Raw genomic sequence first — 13669 nt, 5'->3', positions numbered from 1 at the left:
CGTCCTCCCCGTCCCGCCTGGACGCGCTGACGGCGCCGACCGCCCGGCACGCCCACCGGCTGCTCGTCGCCAAGGCGATCCGCGAGTTCACCCATGAGCGGCTCCTGACGCCGATGCGCGGCGAGCGGGTCGACGACGCCGGCCGCCACGCCTACACGCTCACCCTGGGCGGGGTGCGGTGGACGTTCACCGCGCGTGCCCTCCCGCTCGAGCACCTCGGCGTGGATCCGGACTCGGTGTGCCGTGCCGGGGATCCGGACGCGGTGGCCGTCGACCGCTTCGTCCTCGACGCGGCCGAGGTGCTCGGGCTGGCCGGCGAGGCGCTGGACGTCTATCTCGAGGAGCTCGCCTCCACCTTCGCCGCCCGGTGCCACACCCTGGCCGGCGAGCGCCCGTCCGCCGCCGACCTGGTGGACGCGGACTACACGGCGGTGGAGGCCGCCATGAGCGAGGGACACCCGGGCTTCGTGGCCACCAACGGCCGCATCGGCTGGGGGGCCACGGAGTACGCGATGTTCGCCCCCGAGGGCGGGCGGGCGCTGCACCCGGTGTGGCTCGCGTTCCCCTCCGAGCTCGGGGGACGGTGGACCTGGCCCAAGACCGCGAGCGCGGGCGCCGCCGTGCCGGCGCCGCCCCCGCCGATCACCGAGGCGGTGGCGGGCCTGTGGGCGGAGCGGGCGGCGGCGCTCGACGTCGATCCGGAGGCGTACACGCTGATCCCGGTGCACCCGTGGCAGTGGGAGCACCGGATCCAGGTCGCGTTCGCCCCCGACCTCGCCGCGGGGCGGCTGGTGCACGTGGGCGAAGACCCGGACGCGTTCACGGCCATGCAGGCGGTGCGCACCCTGTTCAACGCGAGCGACCCGCACGCCCCGCAGCTGAAGACGGCGTTGTCCGTGCAGAACATGGGGTTCGTGCGCGGCCTCTCCCCCGCGTACATGTCCGTCACCCCGGCGATCAACGCGGTGGTGGCCGACCTCGTGGACTCCGACCCCCTGCTCGCGAGGTGGGGCTTCGGGGTGCTGCGGGAGTACGCCTCGGCCGGGTACACCGGGGACGCCTTCCATGCCGTGGGCTCGAAGGGTCCTCACACGAAGATGCTCGCCGCCCTGTGGCGGGAGAGTCCGCTGCCGCGCCTGGCGGAGGGCGAGCGGGTCATGACCATGGCGGCGCTGCTGCACCGGGACGGCGGGGGCCGCTCCGTGGCGGGGGCGCTCGTGGAGCGCTCGGGGCTGACGGCGGCGCAGTGGCTGCACGGGGTGGTGACGGCCTACGTGACCCCGCTGGTGCATCTGGCCGCCGCCTACTCGACCGTGTTCATGCCCCACGGGGAGAACATCGTGCTCCGCCTGCGGGAGGGACGGGTCACCGGCGCCTTCCTCAAGGACATCGGGGAGGAGGTGGTGGTCGGCGCGGACGGCGTCCCGCTCACGGAGCAGACCCGGCGCATCCGCATCGACCTCACCGACGAGGACCTCTCCCTCTCCTTCTTCACGGACATGCTGGACGGCGTGCTGCGCCATCTGGCCGACGTGATGGACGCGGACGCCCTGCTGCCGGCGGAGGAGTTCTACGCCGTGGTGGGGCGGGTCCTCGCCGAGTACACGGCCCTGGGGCTCGCGGATGTGGAGCGCCTCGGCCTGGACGCGGAGGACTTCGCGCACTCGTGCCTGAACCGGCTGCAGCTGCGGAACGCCACGCAGATGGTGGACCTGACGGACCCGTCGGGCTCGCTGCTCTACGCCGGTCGCCTGGCCAACCCGGTGTCCGCGCCGCTGCGCCGCGCGCTGGCGGAGCTCCGGCAGGACGCCGCGGCATGAGCGCGGACGCGTGGACCGGGACGGTGACGGGTGACGTGGCGGGCCGTTGCCACCGGGACGCGCACGGCGTGCCGACGCTCGTGGCCGCGTCCCTGCCCGAGCTGGCCTACCTCCAGGGGTGGCACGTGGCGACGGAGCGGGCCTGGCAGGTCGACTGCGAGCACCGCCGGGTCACCGGCATGGGCGCCGAGGTGTTCGGCCCGCCGGCGGTGGCGAACGACGTCGCCGCCCGGCAGATGGACCTGGACGGCGCGGCCCGCCGGGCGTTCGACGCCCTCGACGACGCGGAGGACCGGGCCTGGTTCACCCGGTTCGCCGACGGCGTGAACGCGGGGCTGGACGCCGGGGCCCGGCGCGCGCCCGAGTTCGCCGCCCACGGGGTGAAGCCGCTGCCGTTCGACCCGCACACGGCGCTCGCCCTGCACCTGGGCTACAACGTCTGGCTGACCAACGCGCCGGCCGCCCTGTTCCGCACCCTGCTGGCCGAGCGCTTCCCCGCGCTCGCCGCGGCGCTGATCTCGCCGCGCCCCGACGCGGACGGCTCGAACGCCTGGGCGGTGCGCGTCGGCGCCGAGGGCGCTCCGCTCGTGGCCGCCGACCCGCACCGGCTGCTCGAGCTGCCCGGCGTCTACCAGCAGGTGCGCCTCGTGGTGGAGGCCGAGCGTCCCCGGGACCGCGTCGACGTCGTCGGCCTGGCCTTCCCCGGTGTGCCGGGCGTCCCGCATGTGGGGCAGTCCGAGCACGTCGCGTGGGTGACGACCTCGGCGATGGTGTCCTCGCTCGAGATGGTCCTCGAGGACGCCCCCGAGGGGCCGGAGGTCCTCGACGCCCGGACCGAGCGGGTGCACGTGCGCGGCGGCGACCCCGTGGACGTGCGGGTGGCCCACACCCCGCGCGGGCGGCTCGTGGACGTGCCCGGCGCCGGCCCGGTGAGCATGCGGTTCCCCGCCTGGGACCGCGCCGACACCGGCCTGCCGAGCGCGCGCCGGCTGCTCACGGCCGCGAGCGCCGCGGAGGCCTGCGCGGTGCTGGACGGGCACGTCGAGCCGGTCAATCGCGTGATCGTCGCGGACCGGCGGACGGTGCTCACCCGGCACGCCGGGGCCGTGCGGCGCCGGGATCGACGCTCGGCCTGGGGTGCGGCGCGGGCCTCCGCGCTGGGCCGGGGCTCCGCCGACGGGTCCCTCGATCAGCGCTGGGTGCGCTGGCCCGCGCCGGCCGCGGCGGACGACGTCGTGGTGGCGGCCAACGAGCCCCACCCGGACACCGCCTGCCTCACCGTGGACGCGTGCGCGCCGTGGCGGTCCCGCCGCATCCGGGAGGCCCTCGAGGCGCTGGCACCGCAGGAGCGGACCGTGGACGCGATGGCCGCCCTGCAGACGGACACCCGGACCCCGGGCGCGCCGCGGGCCTGGCTCGCCGACGCCGTCGACGCGCTCGTCGCGGACGACGTGCTGGCCGCGGAGTCCGTCCCGGCGTGGGCCGGCGACGCCGCCGCCGGATCGGCCGCGGCCCGCTGGTGGCTCCTCGTGGAGCACGAGGTGGCCGCCGCCCTGATCGCGCACCTGCCGCCCGCCTCGCGGGCCCTGCTCGGCGGCCCGTGGGCACCGTGGGGCGACGCCGCCGCATGGGTCGGCGCGGCGCTCGCCGAGCGCGGGCCGGAGCCGCTGCGCGCGGCCCTGGGGGTCGCAGCGTCGACGAGGGACCTCGTGCGGGCCGCCGTCGCCGCCGTCGGCGACGCCGCTGAGCCGCCGGGCCCCGACGACACGGCTCGGACGTGGGGTGCGGCGCATGCCCTGACCCCGTTCCTGTTCACGCACGAGCATCCCGGCGGGCCGGATGTGCCGGGGCTCGCCGACGTGCTCGACACGATCGGGTCCGTCCGGGTGGGCGGCACCGCGGACGCGGTCTGCGCCACCTCGCACGCCCCCGGCCTGGCCGTCGGCACCCACCGCGGGCCAGTGGCCCGGGTCGTGTTCGACCTCGGCGACCGCACCCGCAGCCGGTGGGTCGTCCCGTTCGGCGCCTCCGGTCTCGGAGGCGGGCACGTGACGGATCAGCTGGACGCGTGGGCCGCCGGCCGCCTGCTGCCCGTGCCGTCCGGTCCCGTCCCCCCGTCCGCCGGCAGCGGCGTCGCACCCGCCCGCTCCGTCCCCGGCGGGGCCCCTCCGGGACGCATCGTGGCCGAGGTCGGCGTCGGGGCGTTGGGCCTGACCATGACGCGCGTCCGCCCGGCCCTGGACGCCCCGCTGATCCACGCACTCGTCACGGAGCCGCGGGCGGAATTCTACGGGATGCGCGGGCACAGCGTGCAGGACGTCGAGGAGGTCTACGACTTCCTCGAGTTCCAGCCCACCCACGCGAACCACCTCGTGTGGCACGGCGGGACCCTCGTGGCCCTCGTGCAGACCTACGACCCTCGCGCGGAGGAGGTCGGCGGCGCCTACGAGGTGCGGGACGGGGACCTCGGATTCCATTTCATCACCGCCCCCGGCGGCCTGCAGGGGCGCGCCCGCGCCACGGCCTACCGGAGCATTGTGGACTGGTTGGGCGCACGCCCCGGCACGCGTCGGCTCGTGATCGAGCCGGACGTCCGCAACACGCGGGCCGTGAAGACCGCCCGGGCTCTGGGCTTCACGGTGGACCGGGAGGTCGAGCTGCCGGGCAAGCGGGCGGCGCTGTGCTTCCGCGCCGTGCACTGACCCTGCCCCGCACACGGCGACGGCGCGCACCCGCCTCGGTGCGCGCCGTCGTCGTGCCGGTCAGGGGCGGTGGCTCACTTGTGCTCGGCCACGCCCGTCTGGCCCTCCCGGACCAGGGCGGTCATGCGGGAGACCGTGCGGAAGTACTTCTTCATGTAGCCGCCGTGCATCATCTCCTGCGTGAACAGGGCGTCGAAGGGCACACCGGAGGCGAGGACGGGCACGTCCTTGTCGTACAGGCGATCCGCGAACACCACGAAGCGCAGGGCCGTGGCCTGCTCCGTGATGGTGTGCACGTCGTGGAGGGCGAGCACGTCCACGTCCTTGACGAGCTCGCGGTAGCGGGAGGGATGCACGCGGGAGAGCATCGCGGTGAGGTCCGCGAAGTCGTCCACGGCGAGCACACCCGCGTCGGGGAAGTTCTCCTGGGCGGTGGCCTCGACGGCGGCGTCGTCCAGCGGCGACGGGGCGGCGGAGAGGCCGCGGTGGCGGTAGTCCTCGCCGTCCACGCGGATGACCTCGAACTGGTCGGCCAGGACCTGGATCTCGCGCTTGAAGTCCTGCGCCGCGAAGCGCCCCTCGCCGAGCGAGCCCGGCAGGGTGTTGGAGGTCGCCACCAGGCGCACGCCGGCGTCGGCCAGCTCGCGCATGAGGCGGGACATCAGCACGGTGTCCCCCGGGTCGTCGAGCTCGAACTCGTCGATGCACACGAGGGTGTACTCCTTGAGCTCGTCCACCGCCTTGCGGAAGGACAGGGCGCCCACGAGGTTGGTGTACTCCACGAACGTGCCGAACGCCTTGGGCCCGGGGGCCGCGTGCCACGTCGAGGCCAGCAGGTGGGTCTTGCCGACGCCGAAACCGCCGTCGAGGTAGATGCCGGCCGGCCCTGCCGCCCGCTTCTTCCCGCCGAACAGGCCGCCGAGGAACCCGCCGCCCGAACCGCCCCGGCCGAGGTCTGCCGCGAACCGGCGCAGCCGCTCCACGGCCTGTGCCTGCGAGGGGTGCGCGGGGTCCGGGATGTAGGTGTCGAAGGACACCGTGCCGAAGCGGTACGACGGGTGGAAGCCGGACAACAGCTGGTCCGGGGTGACCTGCGGCGAACGGTCGGCGAGGTGGACGATCTGAGCCACGGGACACTCCCAGGGTCGACGACGGGGATTCCGGGCCATGCTATCGGGCCGCGGACCCGACCCATGTGACCTCGCGTGTCCCGGACTGAGGGGCCCCTACCCTCTTACGTGACACCGACGTGCCGTAATCTGGCGCGCAGGGCACGGACACGGAACCCGCCGTCGTCGTGCCGCCCGCCCCGGGCCCGTGCGGGCCCGCCCCGACGCGAAGGAAGGCAGTGCCATGACCGATACCGCCGCGAAGTTCTCCGAGTACGCCCACCCCGAGAAGCTGGTGTCCACGCAGTGGGTCGCCGACCATGTCGGCGACGAGGACGTCGTGGTCCTCGAGTCCAACGAGGACGCTCTCCTCTACTCCACCGGCCACATCCCCGGCGCCCAACGCGTCGACTGGCACACCGAGCTCAACGACCCCGTCACCCGCGACTTCGTCGGCCCCGAGGCCTTCGCCGAGTTCGCCGCCTCCAAGGGGATCTCCCGGGACACCACCGTGGTGTTCTACGGCGACAAGTCCAACTGGTGGGCCGCCTACGCCCTGTGGGTGTTCACCCTCTACGGCCATGAGGACCTGCGCCTGATGGACGGCGGCCGTGACAAGTGGATCGCGGAGGGACGCGAGACCACCCGCGAGGTCCCGACCGTGGCCCGCGCCGAGTACCCGGTGATCGAGCGCGACGACCACACAGATCGTGCCGCCCGCGAGGACGTCCTGCAGGCCATCGGGACCACCCCGCTGATCGACGTCCGCTCCCGTCCCGAGTACACGGGCGAGACCACGCACATGGCCGGCTACCCGCAGGAGGGCACCCTGCGCGGCGGCCACATCCCCACGGCGGCGTCCGTGCCGTGGGCGTCCGCGGCCAACGAGGACGGCACCTTCAAGTCCCGCGCCGAGCTGGAGCAGGTCTACCGCACCGACGCCGGGCTGCGGGAGGGTGACGACGTGATCGCCTACTGCCGCATCGGCGAGCGCTCCTCCCACACCTGGTTCGTGCTCAAGTACCTGCTCGGCCACGAGGACGTCCGCAACTACGACGGCTCCTGGACCGAGTGGGGCAACGCCGTGCGCCTGCCGATCGCCGTCGGCGAAGAGCCGGGCGAGGCCCCCGCGCGCTGAGCCCCCGGCACGGCGTGGATCACTAGACTGGGACACCATGACCGAGAACCACGCCGTGCCCGCCGCCCTGGCCGAGATCATCGACGACTTCGCCGGGGTGCCCGATCCCGAGAAGCTCGAGCTGCTGCTGGAGTTCTCGGACGAGCTGCCGGCGCTGCCGGAGCGCTACGACGGCCACGAGGCCGAGATGGAGCAGGTCGTGGAGTGTCAGACCCCGCTGTTCCTGGCCGTCGAACTCGAGGGTGAGCCCGGCCCGCAGGCCCCGGTCCGCCTCTTCATCACCGCTCCCCCGGAGGCGCCCACCACGCGCGGCTTCGCCTCCGTGCTCACCCAGGGCCTGGACGGGCTGAGCGCCCTCGAGGTCGTGGACGTGCCCGAAGACATCCCCACCCGCCTCGGCCTGGCCAAGGCCCTCACCCCCCTGCGCCTGCGCGGCATGTCCGCCATGCTCGGCCGCATCAAGCGCAACGTCCGCGAGCAGGCCGGGATCGCCTGAGTCCGCCGTGGGCCAGCGCAAGAAGGATCGCGGCGCCCGGCACGGGGCGGCCACGCCGGCCGTCGCCGCCCTCGAGGCCGCCGGGGTCCCGTACCGGCTGCACACCTTCGACGTGGCCCTCGACGCCGGCGGCGAGCGGTTCGGCGTCCAGGTCGCCCGGGCGCTCAGCGTGCCCGCCGACCGACTGTTCAAGACGCTGATGGTGGCGGACCCCGACGGCGCGCTCGCCGCGTGCGTGGTGCCCGTGTCCGGTCAGCTGGACCTGCGGGCCGCCGCCGCGGTGCTGGGCGTCAAGCGACTCGCCCTGGCCGATCTGGCCGTCGTCGAACGCCGGACCGGCTACGTGCGGGGCGGCGTCTCGCCCCTGGGCCAGCGCCGGCCCCACCCCGTCGTCCTGGACTCCTCCGCCCTCGACGCGGAGCTCATGTACGTCTCCGGCGGGCAACGCGGCCTGGATGTGGAGATCGCGCCCGCCGACCTCGTGCAGGTGACGGGCGCCGTCGTCGCGGAGATCGCGGCGGGCTGACGGGCCGGTCCTGCGGCGGACCGGTCAGGCGTCGTCGCGCGCCTGACGGCGCACCACGGCCATGCGCTGGCCGACGGTGACCAGGGACGCGGCGGCGAGCAGCCCCAAGGTGACGGCCAGGACGACCGGGGGCAGACCGAGGCCGGTGAGGCCGGCGACCACGAGGGTGGCCACGAGCCGTTCCGCTCGCTCGGCGATGCCCACGTGCGCGTCCCAGCCGAGGGCCTCCGCCTTGGCACGCACGTAGGAGACGAGCATGCCTAGGGCGAGGCAGGCCCCGGAGAGCGCGCCGACCGCGGGTGCGGCGCCGACGCCGAAGCCCCACAGGCACAGCCCGAGGAACACGGCCGCGTCCTGCACGCGGTCCAGGGTGGAGTCGAGGAACGCGCCCCAGCGGCCGGTGGACCCGGCCTCGCGCGCCATGATCCCGTCCACCAGGTCCGAGAACACGAACGCGGTGATGAAGAGCGTGCCCCAGAACAGGTGCCCCAGGGGGAAGAGCACGAGCGCGCCCAGGCTCACGCCGAGTGTGCCGACGACCGTCACGGTGTCCGGACTGACCCCGGCCCGCAGGAGCGTACGGGCCACCGGGGTGAACAGGCGGGTGGTGACGCCGCGCGCGTGACGGTCCAGCATCAGGCGGAGTCTCCGGCCCCCGGGCGAGGATGCTCGGCCGCGGCACGGGCGTTGGCCGCCTGGCGCGCGGCGTGGTCCCGGGCGGCCCGGTCCCAGACGTCCGCGAGGATCTGCCGGGTCTCCCCCAGGGTCTGCGACATGTTCTTGGTCCGGGCGATGATCGGCAGGAAGTTGCCGTCGCCGGTCCACCGCGGCACCACGTGCTGGTGCAGATGGGCCGCGATCCCGGCGCCGGCCACCGCCCCCTGGTTCATGCCGAGGTTGTAGCCGGACGCGCCGGCGGCCTGGCCGAGGGCGAGCATCGCCGTCTGGGTCAGCTCCGCCATCTCGGCGGCCTCCTCCGTGGTGGTGTCCGTGTACAGGGGCACGTGGCGGTAGGGGCAGACGAGCAGGTGACCGGGGTTGTACGGGTACAGGTTCAGCACCACGTAGGCGGTGCGGCCGCGGTGGACGATGAGGGAGTGCTCGTCGTCGCGCTGCGGGGCCGCACAGAACGGGCAGGTGTGCTCGTCCTTGACCTGGCCCGTCCCCTTGGACACGTACGCCATGCGGTGGGCGTTCCAGAACCGCTCGAAGGCGTCCGGGGCGCCGGGCAGCTCGAAGCCGTCCGTGGCGGCGGCGTCCGCCGACGCGCGGGCCTGCGCCCGCGCGTCGGATCCGCCGGTGCCGGGGCTGGTCATGGGGTGACCTCGCGCTCGCGCACCGCCTTCACGATGCGTTCGATCGCCTCCTCCACCGGCACGCCGTTGTCCTGGGTGCCGTCGCGGAAGCGGAAGGACACGGCGTTCGCCTCCCTGTCCTCGCCGCCGGCGATCAGCACGAACGGCGCCTTCTCCTTGGCCGCGGTGCGGATCTTCTTCGGGAAGCGGTCCGAGGAGTCGTCCAGGCGCGCCCGGATCCCCTCGGCACGCAGCTTCGCGACGACGTCGTCCAGGTAGTCGTTGAATGCCTCGGCCACCGGGATGGCCACGACCTGCTCCGGGGCAAGCCAGGCCGGGAACGCGCCGGCGTAGTGCTCGGTGAGGACGCCCAGGAAGCGCTCGATGGAGCCGAAGAGGGCGCGGTGGATCATCACGGGGCGCTGACGGGTGCCGTCGGCGGCCTGGTACTCGAGGTCGAAGCGCTCGGGCAGGTTGAAGTCCAGCTGGATGGTGGACATCTGCCACGTACGGCCGATGGCGTCCCGGGCCTGGACCGAGATCTTCGGGCCGTAGAACGCGGCGCCGCCCGGATCCGGGACGAGCTGCAGACCGGAGGCCTCCGCGACCTCGGCGAGGGTGCGGGTGGCCTCCTCCCAGATCTCGTCGGAGCCGACGAACTTCTCCGGGTCCTTCGTGGAGAGCTCGAGGTAGAAGTCGTTGAGGCCGTAGTCCTTGAGCAGGTCGAGGACGAAGTTGAGCGTGGTGGTCAGCTCCTCCTTCATCTGCTCGCGGGTGCAGTAGATGTGGGCGTCGTCCTGGGTCATGCCGCGCACGCGCGTGAGCCCGTGGACCACGCCGGACTTCTCGTACCGGTACACGGAGCCGAACTCGAACAGCCGCAGCGGCAGCTCACGGTAGGACCGGCCGCGGGAGCGGTAGATCAGGTTGTGCATGGGGCAGTTCATCGGCTTGAGGTAGTAGTTCTGCCCCTGGCGCGTGATCTCGCCGGTCTCGGGATCACGGACCTCGTCGATGTGCATGGGCGGGAACATGCCGTCCGCGTACCAGTCGAGGTGGCCGGACACCTCGTAGAGGTGCTGCTTGGTGATGTGCGGGGTGTAGACGAACTCGTAGCCGGCCTCGGTGTGGCGCCGACGGGAGTAGTCCTCCATCTCCTTGCGGATGATGCCGCCGCGCGGGTGGAACACGGGCAGGCCGGAGCCGAGCTCGTCCGGGAAGGAGAAGAGATCCAGCTCGGCGCCGAGCTTGCGGTGGTCGCGGCGCTCGGCCTCGGCGAGGCGCTCCTGGTAGGCCTTGAGGTCGTCCTTGCTGGCCCACGCGGTGCCGTAGATGCGCTGCAGCTGCTTGTTCTTCTCGTTGCCGAGCCAGTAGGCGGCGGCGGAGCGGGTGAGCGCGAAGCCGTTGCCGATGAGCTTGGTGGAGGGCAGGTGCGGGCCGCGGCAGAGGTCGCACCACACGGCGTCGCCGGTCTTGCGGTCCACGTTGTCGTAGATGGTGATCTCCCCGGCCCCGACCTCCACGGAGGCGCCCTCGCCGGCGGTGTCCGCGGCGTCCTTCTTGCCGAGCAGCTCGAGCTTGTAGGGCTCGTCCGCCACCTCGGCGCGGGCGGTCTCCTCGTCCACGACGCGGCGGCGGAAGGTCTGGCCGGACTTCACGATCTTCTGCATGAGCGAGGAGATCTGCTTGAGGTCCTCGGGGGTGAAGGGCTCGTCGACGTCGAAGTCGAAGTAGAAGCCGTCCGTGATGTACGGGCCGATGCCGAGCTTGGCGCCCGGGCGCAGCTGCTGCACGGCCTGGGCCATCACGTGGGCGGTGGAGTGCCGCAGCACCTCGAGGCCCTCGGGCTCCGTGATGTCCACCGACTCGACGGACGCGCCGGCGGGGATCTCGCGGGCCAGGTCCCAGAGCAGGCCGTCCACCCGCATCACGGCGGTGGTCGGCTTCTCGCGGAAGAGGTCGAGGCCGGTGGTGCCGTGCGTCACCTCCCGCAGCTCTCCGTCCACGGTCAGCAGGATGTTCTTCGGCTCCGACACGGTGCTCCTTCGAGGTCTGGCTTCGGGGTCGGTGGCGTACGGGGGCCACCGTCGGCCGCGTCCCATTCTAGGGGCGCGGCCGGACGGCGGGGCACGGAGGCGGACGGTCTCATCTGTCCGGGGTGGGCAGCAGCTCCCACGTCTCCGGGTGGGGCACCGGGATCGGGGTGTGCTCCGGAGCGGGCCGATCGGGTGCCGTGCGGCCGGGGCGGGCCCCGCCGGCCGGCCCGACGTCGGTGCGCACCTTCACGGGCCAGCCGCCCGTGCCGTGGTGCGGGATGTCCGGCAGGGGCTGCGCCCCGGTGCCCGCCCGGCCGCTGCGGCGCGCGGCGGCGGCTCGGCGGTCCGCCGCGAGCCAGTCCCGCCACTGCTGCCGGGTGGCGTCCAGGTAGTCGGGGTCCGGGAGCGTCTCGGGCCGGTGCAGGTCCCAGGCGCGCACGGCCTGGACGGACACGGCCCGGTCGCCGGTGCGCCGGACGGTGCCCTCGATCAGCAGGAGGCGGGCGGAGAAGAGCATCTCCCCGGAGGCGTGCTGGGCCTCGGTGAAGAAGGAGGCGTCCACGCATCCGGTGCCGTCGTCCACGGAGAGGAACACCACCCGCTTGCCGCTGCGCATGGGCGGGGTCTGGGTGGCCACGCGCACCCCGGCCACGAGCACCCGGGACTGCGTGCGCAGCCCGAGCAGGTCCTTCGCCCGGGTGACGCCGAGCGCGTCCAGGTACGGGGCGTGGGAGTCCATGAGGTGGGCGGTGACGTCCAGGGCGGTGAGCTCCAGCTCGGTGCGGACCCGGGCGGCCGGGGCCGGGTCCGGGAAGAGCGGGGCGAGGGCGGTGAGCTCGGTGTCCGGCAGGTCCAGGGCCAGCTGGCCCTCCACCTGCCGTGGACGGGCGGACCGCGAGCGCGGGGCGGTGCGGCCGGGGGCGGTGCCGCGGGTGGTGGAGTGCTGGAGTTCGAGGTGGTGGACGTGGTGGGTCTTGAGCCAGGCGGAGTGGTAGGTGGGGACGGCGAAGGCGGCGCCGTGGGCCTTGCAGAAGCCGAAGGAGCCGAAGGCGGAGAGGGTGGCCCAGACCTCGTCGATGACTTCGAGGGAGTAGCCGCGGGCGAGGGCGCCGGTGCGGAAGGCCTCTTCGACGAGGTGTTCCTGCGGGCCGCCGAGGAGGCGGCGGTGCTCGTCGGCGCGGGCCAGTCCGCAGCCGGTCATGACGTCCATGGTGCGTAGGACCTGTTCGTGGAAGACGGTGACCCCGTGGGTCTCGGCGAGGACGGGCCGCAGGTCGGGGTGCGGGTAGTGGGCGGGTGCCCAGCCGTGCCGCTGTTCGAGGAAGGGCCGGACCATGTCGGACTGCATGGGGCCGGGGCGGAAGAGGGAGATGTCCACGGTGAGGTCGTTGAACTCGCGGGGGGCGAGTTTGCCGACGAGTTCGCGCTGGCCCGGGGACTCGATCTGGAAGCAGCCGAGGGTGTGGGTGGTGCGGATCATCGCGTAGGTGGCGTCGTCGTCGAGGGGCACCTGTTCGAGGTCGATGCGCTCGCCCGTGGTGCGTTCGACCTCGGCGATCGTGTAGGCGATGGCGGACTGCATGCGCACGCCGAGGATGTCGAGCTTGAGGAAGCCCATGGGGTCCATGTCGTGCTTGTCGAACTGGCTCATGGGCAGGCCCATGCCGGAGGGCTGGACGGGGGTGCGGTGCAGCAGGGTGGCGTCGCCGAGGATGACGCCGCAGGGGTGCATGGAGATGTGGCGGGGCAGGCGGTCGAGGCGTTCGGTGAGGTCGACGAGCAGGTCCAGCTGGCGGTCGCCCTCGGCGCGGCCGGACTCGATGCGGCGGGAGAGGCCGCCGAGTTCGGGCATGCGCTGGAGGGCCTCGCGGAAGTTCGAGGCGGAGAAGCGCCAGAGCTGCTTGGCGATGGCGTCCACCTCGGGTTCGGGCATGCCGAGGGCGAGGCCGGCGTCGCGGACGGCGCCGCGGGCCCGGTAGGCGTTCTGCATGCTCATGAGGGTGGTGCGCTCGGCGCCGAAGCGCTCGACGACGGCGTGGTAGATCTCGTGGCGGCGGGCGGACTCCACGTCGATGTCGATGTCCGGGAGGGTGGAGCGGTCGGTGGAGAGGAAGCGCTCCATGATCAGGCCGTTGGCCATGGGGTCGACATGGGAGATCCGCAGGGCGTGGTTGACGAGGGAGGAGGCGCCGGAGCCGCGGGCGGCCACGCGGATGCCCATGCCCTCGATGAGGTCGACGACGGCGGCCACGGTGAGGAAGTAGGAGGAGAAGCCGAGTCGGGTGATGATGCCGAGCTCGTGTTCGGCGCGGTCCTGCAGATCCCGGGCCGCCTGGCTGGTGCCGGGGAGGCCTCCCCCGGTGTGGAGGTGGGGGTAGCGGGCGAGGAGGCCGGTGCGGGTGCGCTCGCGCAGCACGTGCTCCGGGGGGCCGTCGATGCCGATGACGGCGGCCTCGGGGACGCGGGGCACGCCCCAGCCGAGGTCGGTCTCGGGGTCGAGCGCGCAGGCCTCGGCGAGGCGGCGGGTGGCCTCGAGCAGGGGGGCGG

The 13669-nt window shown here is 73.6% G+C and carries 9 protein-coding genes and 1 pseudogene; 5 read left to right on the top strand and 5 right to left on the bottom strand.

What is annotated here, in order from left to right; all coding sequences use genetic code 11:
• Nucleotides 1–1820, top strand: a 1820-nt coding sequence (locus J1M37_RS06875; protein ID WP_206452369.1) for an IucA/IucC family protein, incomplete at its 5' end; no start/stop codon positions are given.
• Nucleotides 1817–4522, top strand: coding sequence for a GNAT family N-acetyltransferase (locus J1M37_RS06870; protein WP_206452368.1), 2706 nt, complete (start codon nt 1817–1819; stop codon nt 4520–4522). The genes J1M37_RS06875 and J1M37_RS06870, both read left to right, overlap by 4 nt.
• Before the next feature lie 74 nt (nt 4523–4596).
• Here J1M37_RS06870 and zapE read toward each other — a convergent pair whose 3' ends face one another.
• On the bottom strand, nt 4597–5652 hold the full coding sequence (zapE, locus tag J1M37_RS06865; protein WP_080981737.1) for a cell division protein ZapE: 1056 nt from the start codon (nt 5650–5652) through the stop codon (nt 4597–4599).
• Nucleotides 5653–5875: 223 nt separating this feature from the next.
• On the opposite strand from zapE, the gene J1M37_RS06860 reads away from it, so the two are divergent.
• From J1M37_RS06860 to J1M37_RS06850, 3 genes are read left to right on the top strand one after another with little or no spacing between them, the layout of a single operon-like run.
• On the top strand, nt 5876–6769 hold the full coding sequence (locus J1M37_RS06860) for a sulfurtransferase (RefSeq protein ID WP_144818452.1): 894 nt from the start codon (nt 5876–5878) through the stop codon (nt 6767–6769).
• A 37-nt stretch (nt 6770–6806) separates the two neighbouring features.
• Complete coding sequence (locus J1M37_RS06855; RefSeq protein ID WP_020624761.1) at nt 6807–7265, top strand: SufE family protein; 459 nt, start codon at nt 6807–6809, stop codon at nt 7263–7265.
• Nucleotides 7266–7272: 7 nt separating this feature from the next.
• On the top strand, nt 7273–7791 hold the full coding sequence (locus J1M37_RS06850; RefSeq protein WP_010078782.1) for an aminoacyl-tRNA deacylase: 519 nt from the start codon (nt 7273–7275) through the stop codon (nt 7789–7791).
• Between the two features lie 24 nt (nt 7792–7815).
• Here the strand turns inward: J1M37_RS06850 and pgsA are convergent, their stop codons facing one another.
• The 4 genes and pseudogenes from pgsA to J1M37_RS06830 all read right to left on the bottom strand — a co-directional run.
• On the bottom strand, nt 7816–8427 hold the full coding sequence (gene pgsA / locus J1M37_RS06845) for a phosphatidylinositol phosphate synthase (RefSeq protein ID WP_070708840.1): 612 nt from the start codon (nt 8425–8427) through the stop codon (nt 7816–7818).
• The gene (locus tag J1M37_RS06840; protein WP_095346702.1) at nt 8427–9107 is read right to left on the bottom strand and encodes an HIT family protein; all 681 of its coding nucleotides are present in this window, start codon (nt 9105–9107) and stop codon (nt 8427–8429) included. The genes pgsA and J1M37_RS06840 overlap by 1 nt, the downstream gene beginning before the upstream one ends.
• Complete coding sequence (thrS, locus tag J1M37_RS06835; protein ID WP_206452367.1) at nt 9104–11122, bottom strand: threonine--tRNA ligase; 2019 nt, start codon at nt 11120–11122, stop codon at nt 9104–9106. The genes J1M37_RS06840 and thrS overlap by 4 nt, the downstream gene beginning before the upstream one ends.
• Before the next feature lie 109 nt (nt 11123–11231).
• Nucleotides 11232–13669 (bottom strand): annotated as a pseudogene (locus J1M37_RS06830) (OB-fold nucleic acid binding domain-containing protein); the annotation flags it as partial.

Origin of the sequence: Micrococcus sp. KRD012, from assembly GCF_017168555.1 — a bacterium.
GTDB lineage: Bacteria > Actinomycetota > Actinomycetes > Actinomycetales > Micrococcaceae > Micrococcus > Micrococcus luteus.
This window is presented reverse-complemented; position numbering and strand designations above follow the sequence as displayed.

Bases quoted from the DNA above. Each gene is read 5' to 3' on its own strand.
- J1M37_RS06870 (WP_206452368.1), top strand. From the start codon at position 1,817: ATGAGCGCGGACGCGTGGACCGGGACGGTGACGGGTGACGTGGCGGGC.
- J1M37_RS06860 (WP_144818452.1), top strand. From the start codon at position 5,876: ATGACCGATACCGCCGCGAAGTTCTCCGAGTACGCCCACCCCGAGAAG.
- J1M37_RS06855 (WP_020624761.1), top strand. From the start codon at position 6,807: ATGACCGAGAACCACGCCGTGCCCGCCGCCCTGGCCGAGATCATCGAC.
- pgsA (WP_070708840.1), bottom strand. From the start codon at position 8,427: ATGCTGGACCGTCACGCGCGCGGCGTCACCACCCGCCTGTTCACCCCG.
- J1M37_RS06840 (WP_095346702.1), bottom strand. From the start codon at position 9,107: ATGACCAGCCCCGGCACCGGCGGATCCGACGCGCGGGCGCAGGCCCGC.